Annotated in this window: 13 protein-coding genes; 4 read left to right on the forward strand and 9 right to left on the reverse strand. The window is 69.1% G+C overall.

Features of this window, described 5'->3' with window-relative positions:
• Positions 1-69 precede the first annotated feature (69 nt).
• On the reverse strand, positions 70-582 hold the full coding sequence (locus tag V5G24_RS18840) for a peptide deformylase (RefSeq protein WP_394085627.1): 513 nt from the start codon (positions 580-582) through the stop codon (positions 70-72).
• 232 nt (positions 583-814) lie between these two features.
• Between V5G24_RS18840 and V5G24_RS18845 the strand changes: the two genes are divergently transcribed.
• Positions 815-3,394 carry a cation-translocating P-type ATPase gene (locus V5G24_RS18845; protein WP_394085625.1) on the forward strand — a complete coding sequence of 860 codons (2,580 nt, stop codon included), beginning with the start codon at positions 815-817 and terminating at the stop codon, positions 3,392-3,394.
• Positions 3,395-3,459: 65 nt separating this feature from the next.
• Here the strand turns inward: V5G24_RS18845 and V5G24_RS18850 are convergent, their stop codons facing one another.
• The 6 genes from V5G24_RS18850 to V5G24_RS18875 form a co-directional block, all read right to left on the reverse strand.
• On the reverse strand, positions 3,460-4,443 hold the full coding sequence (locus V5G24_RS18850; RefSeq protein WP_394085624.1) for a zinc-dependent alcohol dehydrogenase family protein: 984 nt from the start codon (positions 4,441-4,443) through the stop codon (positions 3,460-3,462).
• Between the two features lie 32 nt (positions 4,444-4,475).
• The gene (locus V5G24_RS18855; RefSeq protein ID WP_394085623.1) at positions 4,476-5,210 is read right to left on the reverse strand and encodes a CBS domain-containing protein; all 735 of its coding nucleotides are present in this window, start codon (positions 5,208-5,210) and stop codon (positions 4,476-4,478) included.
• A gap of 98 nt (positions 5,211-5,308) precedes the next feature.
• Positions 5,309-6,430: an ABC transporter permease gene (locus V5G24_RS18860; protein ID WP_394085621.1), complete on the reverse strand. Its 1,122-nt coding sequence runs from the start codon at positions 6,428-6,430 to the stop codon at positions 5,309-5,311.
• Between the two features lies 1 nt (position 6,431).
• The gene (gene rbbA / locus V5G24_RS18865; RefSeq protein WP_394085620.1) at positions 6,432-9,149 is read right to left on the reverse strand and encodes a ribosome-associated ATPase/putative transporter RbbA; all 2,718 of its coding nucleotides are present in this window, start codon (positions 9,147-9,149) and stop codon (positions 6,432-6,434) included.
• Positions 9,146-10,177, reverse strand: a complete 1,032-nt coding sequence (locus V5G24_RS18870; RefSeq protein ID WP_394085619.1) for an HlyD family secretion protein — start codon at positions 10,175-10,177, stop codon at positions 9,146-9,148. The genes rbbA and V5G24_RS18870 overlap by 4 nt, the downstream gene beginning before the upstream one ends.
• Positions 10,178-10,315: 138 nt before the next feature.
• Positions 10,316-12,337, reverse strand: a complete 2,022-nt coding sequence (locus V5G24_RS18875) for an acyltransferase family protein (RefSeq protein WP_394085618.1) — start codon at positions 12,335-12,337, stop codon at positions 10,316-10,318.
• A gap of 149 nt (positions 12,338-12,486) precedes the next feature.
• Between V5G24_RS18875 and V5G24_RS18880 the strand changes: the two genes are divergently transcribed.
• Entirely contained in the window at positions 12,487-12,783 is a 297-nt protein-coding gene (locus V5G24_RS18880; protein WP_394085617.1) for a hypothetical protein, read from the forward strand.
• Between the two features lie 424 nt (positions 12,784-13,207).
• Complete coding sequence (locus V5G24_RS18885; protein WP_394085616.1) at positions 13,208-13,960, forward strand: hypothetical protein; 753 nt, start codon at positions 13,208-13,210, stop codon at positions 13,958-13,960.
• A gap of 157 nt (positions 13,961-14,117) precedes the next feature.
• On the opposite strand, the gene V5G24_RS18890 is transcribed toward V5G24_RS18885, so the two are convergent.
• Both V5G24_RS18890 and V5G24_RS18895 read right to left on the reverse strand, forming a co-directional pair.
• On the reverse strand, positions 14,118-14,681 hold the full coding sequence (locus tag V5G24_RS18890) for a hypothetical protein (RefSeq protein WP_394085614.1): 564 nt from the start codon (positions 14,679-14,681) through the stop codon (positions 14,118-14,120).
• A 492-nt stretch (positions 14,682-15,173) separates the two neighbouring features.
• Positions 15,174-16,850, reverse strand: coding sequence for a PDC sensor domain-containing protein (locus tag V5G24_RS18895; RefSeq protein ID WP_394085612.1), 1,677 nt, complete (start codon positions 16,848-16,850; stop codon positions 15,174-15,176).
• A gap of 233 nt (positions 16,851-17,083) precedes the next feature.
• Between V5G24_RS18895 and V5G24_RS18900 the strand changes: the two genes are divergently transcribed.
• Positions 17,084-17,710 carry a flavin reductase family protein gene (locus V5G24_RS18900; protein WP_394085611.1) on the forward strand — a complete coding sequence of 209 codons (627 nt, stop codon included), beginning with the start codon at positions 17,084-17,086 and terminating at the stop codon, positions 17,708-17,710.
• The last annotated feature ends 135 nt before the right edge of the window (positions 17,711-17,845 follow it).

Genomic DNA, 17,845 nt, shown 5'->3' on the forward strand with positions numbered 1-17,845 from the left:
TAAGCCAAGGGCTTAGCCGTGCCCGCGCGGAACCGCAATCCGGGATTTCCCGGAGGCCGATGGGGTCCCTCAGGTGCCGGAGGCGGCGCGCATGAGCTTCTCGAACCGCTTCACCACCCGCTCCCGCCGCAGCCGCGAGAGCTTCTGAAGCCAGAAGATTCCGTCCAGTTGGTCGATCTCGTGCTGGAGGCACACGGCCAGCAGCCCGTCCGCCTCGACCTCCTGAGGCGTTCCGTCAAGATCCTGATATTGCACGCGAACCCGCACCGGCCGCTCCACCTCATCGACCACGCCCGGCATGGACACGCTGCCCTCCGGATGGCGTCCGACCTCGGGCGAGGACCAGGTGACGCGTGGATTGACATAGATCCGAATAAGCCCTTGTTCCTCAGGCAGATCCAGCACCACCAACCGCTCCGCCACACCGATATGGGGCGCCGTGATGCCGATCCCCGGTGCCGCCTTCATGGTGTCGCGCAGATCCTGCGCCAGCGCCGCAAGCGCGGCATCGAACCGCGTCACCTCCGCCGCCGCCTGCCGCAGCCGTGGATCTGGAAACCGCACGATCTCGCGCACCGCCATGATTGCTCCTCCGTCCCGCCGTCATGGCGACCCGCGCCAAGGGGCGGCGCGCTGTTGCACTTTGGTATTCCTCAAGGGAAAATGCCCGCGATTGCGCTGCATCAATCGCCGGGATCCGGTGCGCTCCTACCCTCCCGGCGCGAAGCACCCCGCACCGGCCTCTTGCCAGCCCCTTGCAGGGCAAGCTTTTCTCAAGGCTCTTTCGGGCCGGCGCCTCCACAAGGACAGGGCGATGCCACAACCGGCCGCAAAACGCCAGGACCAGACCCGCCCTGCCGCACCGGAGCTGGAAACCGGCCTCACGGACGCGGAAGCCGCCGCGCGCCTCAAGCGCGACGGGCCCAACGAACTCCCCCAGGGCGAGCATCGCTCGCCGCTGAAGATCATTTTCGACACCATCCGCGAGCCCATGTTCGCTCTGCTGCTGGCGGCGGGCCTGCTCTATTTCGTGATCGGCGACCCGGCGGAGGCGGTGATCCTGTTCGGCTTCGCCACGCTGTCGGTGCTGATCGCGGTGGTGCAGGAATTGCGCACCGAACGCGCCCTCGAGGCCCTGCGCGACCTCTCCAGCCCGCGCGCCTTGGTGATCCGCGACGGCGTGCAGAAGCGCATTCCGGGCCGCGAGGTGGTGCGCGGCGACCTGATCATTATCGCCGAGGGCGACCGGGTGGCGGCCGATGCCTTGCTGATCGCCACCGCCGCGTTGGAGATCGACGAATCCCTGCTCACCGGCGAATCGGTGCCGGTGCAGAAATCCGCCGCAGCGCCGGGCGACATCGCCGGGGACGGCGAGCTCCATGCCGATACGGACGACCGCAGCGCGGCCTTCTCCGGCACTTTGGTGGTGCGCGGCCAAGGGCGCGGGATCGTGCGTGGGATTGGCCGAAAGACCGAGCTCGGCCGCATCGGCCAAAGCCTCGGCACCATCGAGCGCGAGCCCCCGCGCCTGCGGGCGCAAACCCGGCGGCTGGTGCGCCTGTTCGCGGTGGCGGGCATCTCTGTCAGCATCCTCGCCGCCGTGCTCTACGGGCTTGCGGGCAATGATTGGACCAGCGCGACGCTCGGCGGCATCGCGCTCGCCATGGCCATGCTGCCGGAGGAGTTTCCCCTTATCCTCACGGTGTTTACCGTCATGGGCGCGATCCGCATCGCCAAGGCCCGCGTGCTGACGCGGCGCGCGGCGGCCATCGAGGCGCTCGGTGCCGCAACCGTTCTGTGCACCGACAAGACCGGCACGCTGACCCAGAACCGCATGACCGTGGTGGAATTGCGCGATGCCGACGGCGCGCCGGTGGCGCTTGGCGACGCGAACTTGCCCCTCGCGCCAGAGGCGGCGCACCTCGCGCTGCTGGCGGCGCGCTCCAGCCGCGACCGCACCTTCGACCCCATGGAGCGCGCCTTCCACGATCTCGCGGCCCGCGCCGGCATCGCACCGCCCTGGCCGCAGGTGGCGGTCTGTGATTTCGACCTGCGCGACGATCTTCCGGCGATGGGGCGCGCCTGGGGCGCGGGCGAGGAAACGCCCCGCCTCGCCGCCAAGGGCGCGCCGGAGGCCATCGTCCGCCTGTGTGGCCTCTCCCCCGACAAGGCGGGGCAGGTGCTGGCGGCCGCTGCCGACATGGCGGGGCGCGGCCTGCGGGTGCTCGGCCTTGCCGAAGGCGAATTGCGGAATGCGGCCGACGACCGACTGGAGGGACAGGCGCTCGCGTTCCGCGGCCTCGTCGCTCTGGCGGATCCGCTGCGGCCCGGCGTAAAGGAAGCAGTGGGCGAGTGCCGGGCGGCCGGCATCCGCATCGCCATGGTCACGGGCGATCATCCCGCCACCGCCGCCGCCATGGCCCGCGCCGCCGGGCTCGATGCCGAACCCGTGGTGACCGGGCGCGAATTGGCCGCGCTCGATCCGCAAGCCTTCGCGGCGGCGGTGGCGACGGCAGCGGTGTTCGCCCGCATCGTGCCCGAACAGAAGCTCAAGATCGTGGAAGCCCTGAAGGCACAGGGCGCCATCGTCGCCATGACCGGTGACGGGGTGAACGATGCCCCGGCGCTGAAGGCCGCCCATATCGGCATCGCCATGGGCGGGCGCGGCACCGATGTCGCCCGCGAGGCGGCGGCGATGGTGCTGCTGGACGATGATTTCAATTCCATCGTGCGCACCATCCGCCTTGGCCGGCGCACGTTCGACAATCTGCGCAAGGCCATGGGCTATGTGCTCGCCATGCATGTGCCGATCGCGGGGCTGGCCTTCCTGCCGCTGGCGCTCGGCCTGCCGCCGCTGCTCGGGCCGCTGCATATCGCGTTCCTGGAAATGGTGATCGACCCGGTCTGCTCCATCGCCTTCGAGGCCGAGCCGGAGGAGCCGGACCTGATGCAGCGCCCGCCGCGCAAGGCCACCGACGCGCTGCTGCCGCTCGCCTTGATGGCCTGGAGCCTGATCCAGGGGCTGGCGGCGTTCGCGGCGGCCGGCGGCATCTATCTGCTGTCGCTCCATGCCGAGCTGCCGCCGGACGTGGTGCGCGGGCGCGCCTTCCTCACCCTCATCCTCGCCAGCGTCGGGCTGATCATCGTGGATCGCTCCTTCAGTTCCTCGCTGCTCACGGCGCTGACCCGGCCGAATTCCGCTTTGGTCGCGGTCATGGGGCTGGCGGCGGTGATGCTGGTGATCGTGCTCGGCGTGCCGCCGGCGGCCGCGCTGTTCCGCTTCGGCGATGTGGGCCTTGCGGGGATCGGCATCGCGATCGCGGCGGCGGTCGCCATGATGCTGCTGCTGGAACTCGCCAAGGCCCTGGGGATCGCCGCGCGCCTGCGGCGCTGAGATGCCTGGCGATTCCCGCCCCTGCGGTCATGGCCTGGACAAGCCCGGCCATGACGCCGGAGACTCTAAGGCACCAGCACCGCCGCGCCTTGGAACCGTCCGGCGCGCAGATCCGCCAGCGCTTCGTTGGCCTGTTCCAGCGGGTAGATTGTGGTGGTGGTCTTCACGCCGGCCTTGGGCGCGAGGGCGAGGAATTCGTGGGCATCCGCGCGCGTGAGATTGGCGATCGAAAGCACCTGCCGCTCCTCCCACAGGATGGAATAGGGGAATTGCGGAATGTCGCTCATATGGATGCCGCCGCACACCACGCGCCCGCCCTTGCGCACCGCCCGCAAGGCGCTCGGCACCAGCGCGCCGACGGGGGCGAAGAGGATGGCGGCGTCGAGCGGCTCGGGTGGCGCATCGTCCGAACTGCCAGCCCAGCGGGCGCCGAGGGACAGCGCCATCGCCTGCGCCGCCGTATCGCCCGCGCGGGTGAAGGCATAGACCTCGCGTCCCTGCCAGCGGCACACCTGGGCGAGGATATGGGCGGCCGCCCCAAAACCATAGAGCCCGATGCGCCGGCCCTCGCCAGCTTTCACGAGGGAACGCCAGCCGATCAGCCCCGCGCACAGCAAGGGCGCGGCCGCCACGGGATCGTCGAAGCCGTCGAGCGGAAAGGCGAAGGCGGCATCCGCCACCACATGGGAGGCAAAGCCGCCGTCGCGGGTAAATCCGGTGAAGGCGGGCGCGTCGCACAGGTTTTCCTGGCCCGAGGCGCAATAAGGACACTGCCCGCAAGTATGGCCCAGCCAGGGAATGCCGACCCGCGTTCCCAGCGCCGGGCTTGTCACCCCCGCGCCCAGCGCCTCGACCATGCCGACGATCTCATGGCCCGGCACGATGGGCAGGACCGGGTTCGGCAGCTCGCCATCCACCACGTGCAGGTCGGTGCGGCACACGGCGCACGCCTCCACCCGCACCCGGATTTCCCCGGCGGCGGGCTCAGGGTCGGGCCGCTGCTCCAGCACCAAGGGCGCGCCGATGGCGCGAAGGACCATGGCCTTCATGTCGTGCTCCCGTGTGGTGGGCGAGCGGCGGTTCAGGCCGCGCCGCGTTCGGCCGCGTCCGCGCCCGGCGGCAGGATCACCATGCCCGACATGGGCTCGACCCACACCAATTGATCGATCACTCCGAGCACGCCCGGCACATTCTCCGCGCAGACGCGGGCGGCCATGCGCTCGCGCTCGTCGAAGATGGTGCCGCGCAGTTCGCAGACGCCATTCTCCACATGCACCCGGATCAGGCCGCTGCCGCTCCAGGGCTGCTTGGCGAGTTCGTCGAGGACAGCCTCCCGCAGGCGCGCGTCGCCGGTCTGCGCCACCGGCGCCGAGGGCAGCGCGGCGGCGAGCGCGCGCAGCAGATCGGACCGGGAGATGATGCCGACCAGCTTGCCGTCCTCGACCACCGGCAGGCGCTTGACGCGGGCGCTGGTCATGGTCTCGACGATCTGGGAGAGCGGCGCGTCCTTGGTGGTGGTGAGGACGTCGCGGGTCATCACCTCTTCCACCTTGCGGCCGTGGGCGCGGACATATTCCTCCGCCTCCGTGCCAGGACTGACGAGCAGCTCCAGCCACCAGGAGCGCTTGACCTGCGTGCCCAGCTCCGCCCGGCGCAGGAAATCGCCCTCGGTGACCATGCCGGCGAGCGTGCCGTCCTTGGCGACGACCGGCAGGCCGCTGATGTGCTGGGCCAGCATGAGCCGCGCGGCATCGGCGATGGATGTGGAAGGTTCAACGCTGATGACCGGCGTGGTCATCACATTCGCAACGCGCATGGTCGCCTCCCGCGGCTCCCGCTGACTGAAGTGCAGTTTGTATCATGTCACGCAGGCGGCATGCTGCATTGAGCCGCATCAACACGACCCTGGTACCCTCACTGAGCGCCGAGGAGGGCCTTGCGGAACCGCAGGGCGGCGAGCGCGAAGAAGGCCGCGCCGATGGCGAGCAGCGCCAGGAGCTGCGGCCAGATGATCGAGAGCCCTGCCCCGCGATAAAGGATCGCCTGGGAGAGCGCCACGAAATGCGTGGAGGGCGACACCTGCATCACGTTCTGGAGCCAGGTCGGCATGCTTTCCAGCGGCGTCGTGCTGCCCGAGAGCAGGTTCATCACGATCAGGATCGGCATCACGATCAGGCCGAACTGGGCCATGGAGGTGGACACGGTGGCGATGAGAATGCCGAGCGCGGTGACCGAGAATTGATAGGTGACGGTCGCCAGGATGAACAGGGCGAGCGAGCCTTGCACCGGCACCGCCAGGATATATTCGACCACCACCAGCAGCGAGAGGATGGCGGCCACCACGATCACGAGGCCATTGGCCCAGATTTTCGCCAGCATGATCTCGATGGGGGTGACCGGCATCACCAGCAGATGCTCAATGGTGCCATGCTCGCGCTCGCGGATCAGCGCCGCGCCCGAGAGGATCACCGCCAGCATGGTGATGTTGTTGATCACCTGCATCACCGCCGTGAACCAGGCGGACTTGAGGTTGGGATTGAACTTCGCGCGCATCACCACGGCGATCGGCAGCGCCTGGGTGGTGCCCGGCAGAGCGGTGCTGACCTCCTGGAGAATGATGTTCTGAAGATAGGAGGCGCCGTTGCCCGCCTGGGACATGGCGGTGGCGTCCACGTCGATCTGGATCGTCGGATGCTGGCCGGAAATGGCGTCCTGCTCGAATTTCGGCGGGATCTCGATGACGAACACGAAGCGGCCGGTGTCCATCACGCGATCGATCTCGTTCGCGCCGATCAGCACCGGTTCCTTGAAGAAGGGCTTGAGGATCGCCGCCCGCACCTGCCGGGAGAGGGCCGACTGGTCCTCGTCCACCACCGCGACGGCGGCATTCTCCACCTCGAACTTCGCGCCGGTGGCCACCGCATAGATGGCGAAGGTGAAGGTATAGACGATCAGCCCCAGCAGCACCGGATCGGCTTTGAGGCTGTAGAGCTCCTTGATGCCGAGGCGCCAGATGCGCATGAGGCGGGCGCGCATCTCAGGCCCCCTGCTTGCGCAGCGCGAGCACCGCCGCGCCGATGAAGCCGAGCGCGAACAGCACCAGCACCACGATATTGGGCCACAGATCGGCAAGGCCGAGCGCCTTCGCGAACACCCCGACGCTCACCGGCTGATACCAGGCGGCCGGAAAGGCAAGCCCCATCAGCCGCGCGCCGCCGGAAAGCGAGGACACCGGCACCAGCAGGCCGGAGAAATTCACCGCCGGCAGAATGGCGAGGATAGACGTGGCGAAGATCGCCGCCACCTGGCTGGAAACGAAGCTGGAGACGAACAGGCCGAAGCCGGTGGTCGCGAACACATAGGCGAGCGAGCCGAGCGCGAGGGTCGCGAACGAGCCCTTCAGCGGCACCTGGAAGAACAGGATCGCCAGCAGCACCAGCGACAGGAAGCTCAGGAAGGCGATGAACACATACGGCAATTGCTTGCCGAGCAGGAATTCCACCTTGGTCACCGGGGTGGATTGGAAATTGGAGATGGAGCCGGTCTCCTTCTCCTTGACGATGCCGAGCGCGGTCATCACCGCCGGGATCAGCACCAGCATCAGCACGATCACGCTCGGCACGATGGCGTTCACGCTCTTGAACGCCTGATTGTAGCGAAAGCGGGTGTCGATCTCGATGGGATAGAGCGGCACCGCATGGCCATAACGGCGCAGCACCTCGTCCGCCATATAGGTCTGGGCGATGCCCGAGACATAGCCGCGCGTGGTCTCGGCGCGGAACGGCATGGCCCCGTCCACCCACACGCCCACCTCGGGCTGGCGATTGCGCTGCAATTGCTTGCCGAAATCCGTCGGCACCTCGATCGCCACCGAGAGTTCCCCGCTCTTCATGCGGGTGTCGAGCTGCGTGGTGGAGGTGATGGGCGCCTTCTCGGTGAAATAGCGCGAGCCCTGGAAGCTTTCGAGCAATTGCCGGCTCTGGGCGCTCTGGTCCTGGTCGAAGGCGGCATAGGGCAGATGCTCCACGTCGAACGACACGCCATAGCCGAAGGTGAACAGCAGCAGCACCGGGCCGATGAAGGCGAAGGCGAGGCGGGCGGGATCGCGCAGGATCTCCAGCGTCTCGCGCCACGCATAGGCCCACAGGCGGCGCGGATCGACCCGGCGCGGTGGGCCGGAGGAGACCGGGACGGCGGCCTCGGGCGCGGCCGCGTCGCCCTCCTGCCCCATGCCGGCCTGTTCCAGCACGGCGATGAACACCTCTTCCAGCGATTGCGTGTGGCGCTGCGCCTTCAGTTCGTCCGGCGTTCCGACCGCCAGAACCTTGCCCTGGTGCATCAGCGAGATGCGGTCGCAGCGCTCGGCCTCGTTCATGAAATGGGTGGAGAGGAAGATGGTCACCCCATCATCGCGCGACAGAGCGATCAGCTCGCGCCAGAAGCCGTCCCGCGCCACCGGATCGACGCCGGAGGTCGGCTCGTCCAGGATCAGGATTTCCGGCCGGTGGATGATCGCCACCGCGAGCTGCAGGCGCTGGCGGATGCCGAGCGGCAGGCTTTCCGGCCGCGTATCGGCGACATCCGAAAGGTCGAACCGTGTCAGCATCTCCGTGACGCGCGGCCCGATGGTGTCGGGCGGCAGCTCGAACAATTGCGCGTGCAGCATCAAATTCTGCCGCACCGTCAATTCGCTGTAGAGCGAGAAGGCCTGGGACATGTAGCCGACGCGGCGGCGCGTCTCCATGTCGCCGGCGTCGAGCTTCTGCCCGAACAGGCGCGCTTCGCCCTCACTCGCCGGCAACAGGCCGGTGAGCATCTTCATGGTGGTGCTCTTGCCCGAGCCGTTGGAGCCGAGGAAGCCGAAGATCTCGCCCTTTTCGATGCGAAAGCTCACATGGTCCACGGCCGTGAAGGCGCCGAAGCGGCAGGTGAGCCCTTCCGCCTCGATCGCCGGCACGCCGTCCTGCGGCACGCGCGGGCGCTCCACCACCGGCCCGTCGGTGCTGCGCGCGTCTTCCGGCAGCAGCGCCACGAAGGCGCGTTCCAGATTGGTTTCGCCGGTGCGGACCTTGATTTCCCGCGGGCTACCACTGGCGATGACATGGCCGTCGTGCAAGGCGGCGAGCCAGTCGAACGCGTCCGCCTCCTCCATATAAGCGGTGGCGACGATAACGCTCATGCCCGGCCGCCGCGCCCGCATGCGGGCGACGAGATCCCAGAACTGGCGGCGCGAGAGCGGGTCGATGCCGGTGGTGGGCTCGTCGAGGATCAGCAGATCGGGATCGTGGATCAGCGCCGTGCAGATGCCAAGCTTCTGCTTCATGCCGCCGGAGAGCTTGCCCGCCGGCCGGTCGGCGAAGGGCGCTAGGCCGGTGGCGGCGAGCAGCTCGGCGCTGCGTGCGCGCCGCTCGGCCGCGCCCTGGCCGAACAGGCGGCCGAAGAAGTCGAGGTTTTCCGCCACCGACAGCGTGGGATAGAGATTGCGGCCCAGCCCCTGGGGCATGAAGGCGATGCGCGCGCCGGTGACGCGCCGCGCCGCGCGGTTCGCCATGTCGGCGCCCAGCACCTCGACCGAGCCGGCCTGGATCTTGGTGATGCCGGCCGCGAGCGAGAGCAAGGTGGATTTGCCGACCCCGTCCGGGCCGATGAGCCCGGTCATACAGCCGGCGGGGATCTCAAGATCGACGCCGTCGAGCGCGAGCGTCTTGCCATAATGATGCACGACGCCCGCGAAGCGGACCGCCGCCGCGCTCATTGGGGAAGCTTCACGGCAAGCTCGGCGGGCCACACCGCTGTGCGGCTGGTGCGCACGAAGGCGCTGCCGCGCACCCCGGTTTTCACCTGCGCCTCATATTGCTTCAGCAGGCTCGGCGCGATCTTCAGCTTGACGCGGAACATCAGCTTCTCGCGCTCGTCCGCCGTTTCCACCGTCTTGGGGGTGAACTGGGCTTCCGTGGCGACGAAGGAGACGGTCGCCGGGATCACATAATCCGGTGCCGGATCGAGCACGATCCGCGCCTCATCGCCGATGCCGAGCCGCCCGGCCACGCGGGCGGGCAGGAACACGGTCATATAGACGTCCGACAGGTCGAGCAGGGTCGCGATCGGCGCGCCGGCGCCCACCACCTCGCCCGATTGCACGAGTTTATATTCGATGCGGCCGCGCCGGGGCGCGGTGAGCACGGAATCGTCGAGCTGGGAGCGGATGCGCGCCACCTCCGCGCGAGCGGTGTCGGCGGCGGCCTGTGCCTGGTCGAAGCTGGCCTGCGCCGCCCGCTTGGCGCCTTCGGCCACGTTCATCTGGCTGCGCCGCTGGTCCAGCACCTGGATGGTGCCGTAGCCGCGCGCGCTCAGGGTGGCGGCCCGTTCATATTCCTGATGGGCGAGCAGCACTTCGCTTTCGCGCTGGGTAATGGCCGCCTGCGACTCCGTCATGGCCTTCTCGGCGCGGCGCACCTGGGCCTCGGCACCGGCAAGCTGGGCGTCGAGCTCCGCCGTGTCCATGCGCGCGACCACCGCGCCCTGGTCCACCGTCTGGCCCTCTTCCACCAGCACCTGGAGCACCCGGCCGGCGAACTTGGCGGAGATCAGCACCTGCTCGGCCTCGAGCCGCCCGTTGGTGGTGGAGATATCCGCCGGCAGCTTGCTCCCGGCGAGCTTCTGCCAGAGGCCGTGCAGGCGGTCACCGAGGGTCTTGGGCTCCTGTGCAACAACAGGACCCGCGCAGAGCGCGGCAAGGGCGATCTGGAGCGCGAAGAGGAGTGCGATCGGACGGCAGCGCACGGATGGGCTCCTGCGAACAGAAAATGCGACAGGCGGAGGCTGACTGATTTAGCTCAGCATCGCTGCCCTATCATTGACGCACATCATGCGCCTGTCGCCTCGCCAAACGTCACGAAAAGCAAGCCGGCGCGCGCAATCCTATTTGTCCGCGCGCGGACCTGCGACGCGCGGTTCCCCACCGCGCAGCAGATCCGCAAGGCCGAGTCGTTCCGCCAGCGCCCGCGTCGCGGCGGGCGAGAGATTGCGGCGGACATGGTCGAGATCATAATAAAAGAACTCGCCCTCCACGATGGATTGGCAACTCTGCGGCCCGCACAGCGCATCGGCCGGAATGGCGATGGTGGCATCCCCATAGCGCCCGCGCATGGACCGGAACACGTCGTTCACATCGCGCTGCCAGGAATCGTAATCCGGCGGGGCGAGCCGGTTCACGGTGCGGGTGCAGGGCGCGCGCAGCAGCGACCCGTCATTGGCCACCACGCACGGCACCGGATCGCTCGCCCAATGGGGAATATCCGCCATCACCAGCACCCGCCGTCCAGGCGCGGCGAGGCGTGGCATCAGATCGTCGAACCCTTCCAGAAGCAGGCGGCGGCCCGCCTCGAAGCCCACCGCCTCGCCGGGATGGCGATAGAGATTCTGCGCCGTAGACGGCCACGCGCCGGCAAGGATCACCAGCGAGATGTCGGGCGCCGCCTTCAGCAGGGCCAGCACCGCCGCGCGCGAGGCGCGGCAATCCTCATTATAGGTCGGGATGCCCGCGAAATCGCGCCGGATGCCGCCGGCCTCGATGATCGCCGGGCAGGCGCGGAACAAGGCGATGGCCGTGTCCGCCTGCCGCCCCGCGACATCCAGCATCGGCATCAGCTGCTCGGCATGGCTGTCGCCCCAGATGATCGCCCGCGTCCCGGCGCTCGCCCAAGGCGCGCCGGCGGCGCACAGGCCCTTGGCGGGTCCTTCGGGCACGTGCTGTGGGCAGGCCCAGCCCCACATGCGGTCCTTCGATCCCATGGCCTGGAGCTGCGGGGAGACCCGGCCGGGCAGCCCGCCGGAGAAGAACAGCCCGAGCCCCACCGCCGCGACCACGCCGGCCGTCAGCGCTCCGGCGCCGATGCTGAGGCGCGGCGCCGGCCGCATGTGGCGGAACGGCTGTTCCACGAACCGCCACGAGAGCCATGCGGCGAGGATAGACAGCACCAGCGCCGCCGCGCCCCAGGCCAGGTCCAGCCGCGCGCCATTCTGATAATGGCGCATCAGCACGATGATCGGCCAGTGCCACAGATAGAGCGAATAGGAGATGCGCCCGACGAACGGCAGCGGCTCCAGCGCCAGCACCCGCGCCATTCGGGTCGGCGCGGGCGTGGGCAGCAGCAGCAGCGCCGTGCCGAGCACGGGGGCGAGCGCATTGGCGCCGGGGAACGGGCTCTGCGCCGTCAGCAGCAGGATCGGCGCGAGAATGGCGAGGAGCCCCGCAAGCTTCAGCAGATCGCCGAGCCGGGCCGATATCGCGCCGGTCCAGGCGGCGGGAATGAACACCAGGGCGCCGCCGACCGCCAGTTCCCAGGCCCGCGTCCAGGGCTGGTAGAACGCGCTCTTGGGATTGGTGCCCACCTTCTGCACCGCATAGGCGAAGCTCGCGAGGATCAGCGCGCCCATCAGCGCCGGCACCAGGCGCGGCCAGCGCGCCGAGACTCGCAGCGCCGCCACCAGCAGCAGCGGCCAGATCACATAGAATTGCTCCTCCACCCCGAGCGACCAGGTGTGGAGCAGCGGCATGGTTTCCGCCGCTGCATTGAAATAGCCGGTGTTGCGCAGAAAGAAGAAATTCGAGAGCCCGCCCGCCGCATAGGCCGCGCTGCGGCCGAGCACCGCATAATCGCCCGGCGTGAGGATGAAATAGCCCACCGCCAGCGTCGCCAGCACCACGAGCGTCAGCGCCGGCACGATGCGGCGGATGCGGCGATCATAGAAGCGCAGCAGCGAGAACGTGCCGCCGCGCACGTCGGCCACGATGTTCGCGGTGATGAGATAGCCCGAGATCACGAAGAACACATCGACGCCCACGAACCCGCCGGGCACGCCGGGAACGCCGAGGTGAAACAGCAGGACGCTCAGCACGGCTATGGCGCGGACGCCGTCGATATCCAGGCGGTAGGTCATCGGGCAGATGCTTTAGGCCACTCGCCCGCCGCCCGGCAACCCGCCGCCGGTCCCATCGTGTGTGACGCGAGCGTGGCGGGCGGTGTGGGCGGGCGCAATTCGTGCTACCTCCTGCCCAGTCACCGCACCCCCTACCCTCGGAGCGCCAGATGGCCGATATCCCCGCCCTGATCCTCACCGGCCTGCGGATCAGCTTCCTGCACCCCGAGGACATGCCGAGCGCGCTGATCCTCGATGTGACCACCGACGAGGGCGAGCAGCGCTTCGTCCTGCCGTGCGACCCCGCGCTCGACAGCGAGACGGTGGAGCAGATCGGCGATGAATTCATGGATTGCCTCGACCGCCTGATCGCCCCCTCCGACGACGAGGACGAGGATGGCGAGGACGCAGAAGAAGACGGGGACGGCGCGGACGAGGCGAGCGAGGGCAGCAACGAGAAGCGCTGATCCGCGCGGCCCCGTCGCGCGCACGGGCGCTGTCGCGGCGGGTGCTGAATCTTCGGCGAAAACGCATCGGCGAACGCGCGAACGGCACGGCCTACGGGCCGATCGGCATTAAGTGGCGTGGTGGATCGTCGAGACGCCTGACGGCAGGTGCGCGTCATTGTCTTTCTTTGACCGGTCGTCGTCTTTTGCGCGTCATGGCCGGGACAAGCCCGGGCATGACGATCTCTCCTGCACCGGCGCCAATATGCGCCCGGTGCGCGCCGTAAATGCGCCCGTCCACAGGCGCCCACCGGGGAGGAGAACCCGGCATCAGGGGCCGGATGCGGGCACCGTGGCCGTGCGATGAACCCGGTCCGGCAAAGGTCGGGCGGCACAAAAAGGCCTGTCCGGGCGTTGGTATCAGACCACGCACCAAGGACATCACATGCGACCTCAGACCGGACGGATCTGGCATCCCGATCCCAGCCATCCCCCTTGCCCGCCTCCGGGCGCCGCGCAACGCCGGCTCGACCGCGCGGCGGCGGCGTTGGATCGCGATACCCGCATCCCGCTGCTCTCAACGCGCGCCATCACGCGTCCGCTTGTGGTTCTGCTGGTGCTGGCGCTGGTCTGCCTCACCGCCCTCGCCGTGATGGCGGAACCGGCCTTTCCGGCCGAAGCGCGGGCGCCAACGCCGCTTGCGTCCCGGTCCGGGCTTCAGCTGCACGAACCCCGTTTGTCCGCGACCGGCGCGGCGATGCATCTGGCGCAGGCCGCGGTCCCGCAGGCGCAAGCCCCCGCAAGCCCATCGGCCGCGCCGTCATCGCCGTCCGCCGCGCCGTCCGCCGCGCCCTTGCCGCAACCGGCACCGGTGCCCGCGCCTCCCGGCTCCGAGGCCGATGTACCCAAGGACAAGGCAGAGGTGCCCGCCTCTTCCGACACCGCCCTGGTGCGCACCTGCAAGCTGCGGGCCCTGGCGGTGCTGCGCCAGCGCTCGCCCTCGATCGAGGACATCTTCATCGACGTGGACGGCCTCACCGTCGCCGAGGCCGATTCGACCGTCGGTACCGAGCGGGTGCGCCATGTGCTGATGGGCGAGGCCTATATCCAGCGCGACAAGACCGACAAGGTGCATCGCTTCCTGTGCCTCACCGGCGACGAAGACAAGGTGCTGATGACCTTCTTCACCGAGCGCTAGGTCCGATCGACATTCCTGGTTTGACGTCGTTGCAGGAGACAATCGTCATGCGGGGGCTTGTCCCGTGCACCCACGCGGCACCGCTGGCACCGGCTCTTCAAGGCCAGCGCAGGCGGACCGGCGGGGATCCAGCGGGTCAAACCACCAGCGTCGCGCCTCATTGCTGGGCGATGCAGCGGGGCTTGCCGCTCTGGCTGCGGGCAAGGCCGGGAAAGGCGATGCGGGTTTCGATCGTCAGCACCGCGCCGAGGCCGTTCGCCTTATATTCCTTGAACTTCGGACAGGTCGCGGCGCTCGCCGGGCCGGTCACCGCCGCGAGCGTCGCGCCGGAAGCGGTGATCTTCACCGGCTCCTGGTCGTCATAGGGGAGCGTGAGCGCGACCTTGCGGGCCGCAAGATCATAGATCACGAGGTCGCGACTCGGCCCGGTTCCTCGATCCATCACGAGGTGCGCGCCGGCAAGGCCGAGCACGGTGTCGGCCTCGTCCGCCGTGCTGATCTCGATGTCTCCGGCGCGCTTGGAGAAGATGCAGGGGCCGGCGGCACTGGCCGGCACGGCGCGGGCGATGATCTCATCGCCCGGCGCCTCGGTGCGCGCGCGCGAAATCACCTGGAAGCCGCCGCCGAACTTGCATTGCGCCTCGGTGGCGAAGGCGGGCGCGGCTGAAAGGCCTGCGAGGCTGGCGGGCACCAGCAGGCTGATGCGAAATGTCCGGTGCATGCGGGCTCCAATCCCGGCCCCCGAGGGCCGACGGCGCGTCTCAAGCACGAACCGGGCGTCGAAGTCGAGCCCCCGAGGCCGGGCGGCGGCGGGCATCCACCTTCGGCTTCAGCGGAACACAACGCGGCGCGAGACGTTGCCCCTGCATCCCCCAGACAAGAGGCCCGTCATGAACAATCTGATCTATATCGTTGGCCTGGTGGTGGTCGTTCTCGCCGTGCTGTCGTTCTTCGGCCTGCGCTAGGACCGACCGACATTGATGGCTTGACGCCGTTGATAGGAAACAATCGTCATGCCCGGGCGTGTCCCGTGCATCCACGCGGCACCGCTGGCACCGGCTTTTCAAGGTGGGCGCGGGCGGCCCGGCGGGGATGGCCAGGACACGCCCGGCCATGACGCGCAAAAGACCACGACCGCTCAAGGAAAGGCAATGGCGCGCACCTGCCGTCAGGCGCCTCGCCGATTCACCATGCCGCTGAATGTCGATCGGTTCTAGGACCGGGCGGGGCCGTTGAAACGTGGCGCGGGGGGGTCCTCGCGCCGGCCAAGGGCGGCGGGAATCCACAGCCGCGCCTCGGGCCCGTCCGGCCCGCGCATCAGCTGCCAGCCACCGCCCGCCCGCGCAGCAAAGGCGGCGATTTCTTCATGCCGCACCGTGCGTGCCGTGTCGGTGTCGGCCGGCGCGCTGCACGCCGCGCGAACGGCGATGCACACATAATCGCCGGCTGCCACGCGCGCCGGCTCGGAGCGCACCACCTCGCGCCGGGCGGCGAGCGTGATCTGGCTTCCCGGATCGGCCCGCTGCTTCAGGTCCATCACGAGATCCATCACCGCCAGTTCGAACTCCGCCGCCTCCACGAACACATCCAGGCCCTTCTCATCCGTGACGCAGTCAATCTCGATCGGCGGCCACACCGAGCCGATCAGCAGGCAGCGGACATTGTTGAGCACGGTCGGCGCATGGACGATTCGCGGCCGGCCCCCGCGCCGGCCGGCATCGAGCAGGCGCTGTGCGAGGCGCACCCCGTGCCCGGCGCCGTTCAGGGCGTCGTCGAACTCCGGCGCGTGCCCATCGGCCCGATTGCGCGCGCCGAGGAAGGTCAGATCGCCAAGCACGGGGGTCAGCACGCGGTCCACGGCGCCGACGGTCGAGTCGGACAGGGACAGGCGTGGCGGGGTGCCGGTGCCGGGCCGACCGCGCGCGCCGAGCGCCCCCAGCCCCGTCGGACGGCGCATCAGGAGCGCCAGGGTGAAGCTGGCGAGCCCTCCCAACAGGACATATCCCGCCACGCGCTTGTGCCAGGCGGACAGGACATCGCCTTCGCTCAGGGCATAGACCACCGTGAGGTCGGTGCCGGGCACGGCGCGATAGGCGGCGGCGGCGGCCCCTCCCTCGATCAGCGCGCTGGCGGCGAGCAGCCCGGAATCATGCTTGCCGCGCTGCTCGGGCACGTCCGGAATCAGGACCGGCGTGTCCGCCTGTGCCCGCAGGTCCGGCGAGCGCAGCAATAGGGTACCGTCCTCGCGCACCAACGCGGCGGCGGCGCCGGGGGTGGGAGCCAGCAGGCCGCGATAGGAGGAATGAAAATATTCAGGAAAGACGATCGCACCGACGATGCCGCCAAACTCCCCGTCCCGCCAGATCGCCCGGCTCACCGCGAACGAGACGGAGCGGCTCGCGGCGCCGCGGAACGGAACCGAGAACAGAAGGCCCTCCTGCCCCGCCTTTCCCGCGAGAAAGAACTCGCGCTGGCTGAGATCGCGCTCGGGCGCCGGATAGGTGCGGCTTGTGGCGGCGAGGAGGCCCTTCTCGTCGATGACGAAGGCCAGTTCCAGTTCTGGCATGCGGCGCACGAGGCGCACGAGCAATCCATGCATGTTGGTATCGGTGCGCAGCGCCGTCACCGGGCGCGTGCCGAGCGCGTCCCGCACCTGGGACAGGGCGACGTCGACCGAGAGGAACCGCGCGCCCGCATGTTCGGACAACACATGGGCCGACGCGATCACCTTCTGGCGCGCCGCCTTCAGTTCGGAATTGCGATCGAACCAGGCCACCAGCGCCACCAGGACAAGTGGCAGGCCGACCACGGCTGCGACCCGCGCTCGTCCCGGCAGACCGGCAGGACGGGCGCCGAACCGTCGCAGCATGCGCAGGATGCCGATCTTCATACCTCCTGCCTCCCCTGCCGCGCCCGCGACCATAGTCCAGCCGCGCCCGGATGATCAAACCGGCGGGTGCCGGCGCCGTCGGGGAAGGGCACGGCGGCGATGCCGCGCTCCTGTCGGCCGAGCCGCACAAGAACCCCACACCGGGACCGCGCGCCGGGACCCGACACACGGCCTGCGCCGAATCGGCGGCGCGGGATTAGGATGGCCCCGCAACCTGGGGACAGAGCATCATCATGACGGCCGACGCCTCTTATTTCTATACGCCCGCCGAGGGCCACGGCCTGCCGCACGATCCGCTGAATGCCATCGTCGGGCCGCGCCCGATCGGCTGGATTTCATCGCGTTCGGCCGAAGGCGTGCTCAATCTCGCGCCCTACAGCTTCTTCAACGCGTTCAATTATCGCCCCCCGATCATCGGTTTTTCCAGCGTGGGCTGGAAGCACAGCGTCGCCAATATCGCGGCGACCGGCATGTTCGCCTGGAACCTCACCACCCGCCCGCTGGCCGAGGCGATGAACGAAACCAGCGCCGCCGTGCCGGCCGGCGTGGACGAATTCGCCCTCGCCGGCCTGACCCCGGCGCCGAGCCGGAATATCGACGTGCCGCGCGTGGCGCAGAGCCCGGTCTCGTTCGAATGCCGGCTGACCCAGCTGATCCAGCTGCGCAGCGCGGCGGGCGATGACATCCAATCCTGGCTGGTGCTGGGCGAGGTGGTGGGCGTGCATATCGCCCGCGCCCTGCTGAAGGACGGCATCTACCAGACCGCCGAAGCCCATCCGGTGCTGCGGGCCGGCGGGCCGAGCGGCTATGTGGAGGTGACGCCCGAGGCGGTGTTCCACATGTGGCGGCCGGAAAGCTGACGCGCGGCGGCGGGCGCCGAGCGTCCGCCCCAGCCACATGCCGGATGCGGCGCGAGATCCTGCGGCGAGAGAAATCTGTGGGCGGGCATTTCAGGCGCAGGGGCGCACGGGCGCAGTGCGCCCGTTTCCGGCCGT

Source organism: Roseixanthobacter finlandensis (genome assembly GCF_043195105.2).
GTDB lineage: Bacteria > Pseudomonadota > Alphaproteobacteria > Rhizobiales > Xanthobacteraceae > NCEH01.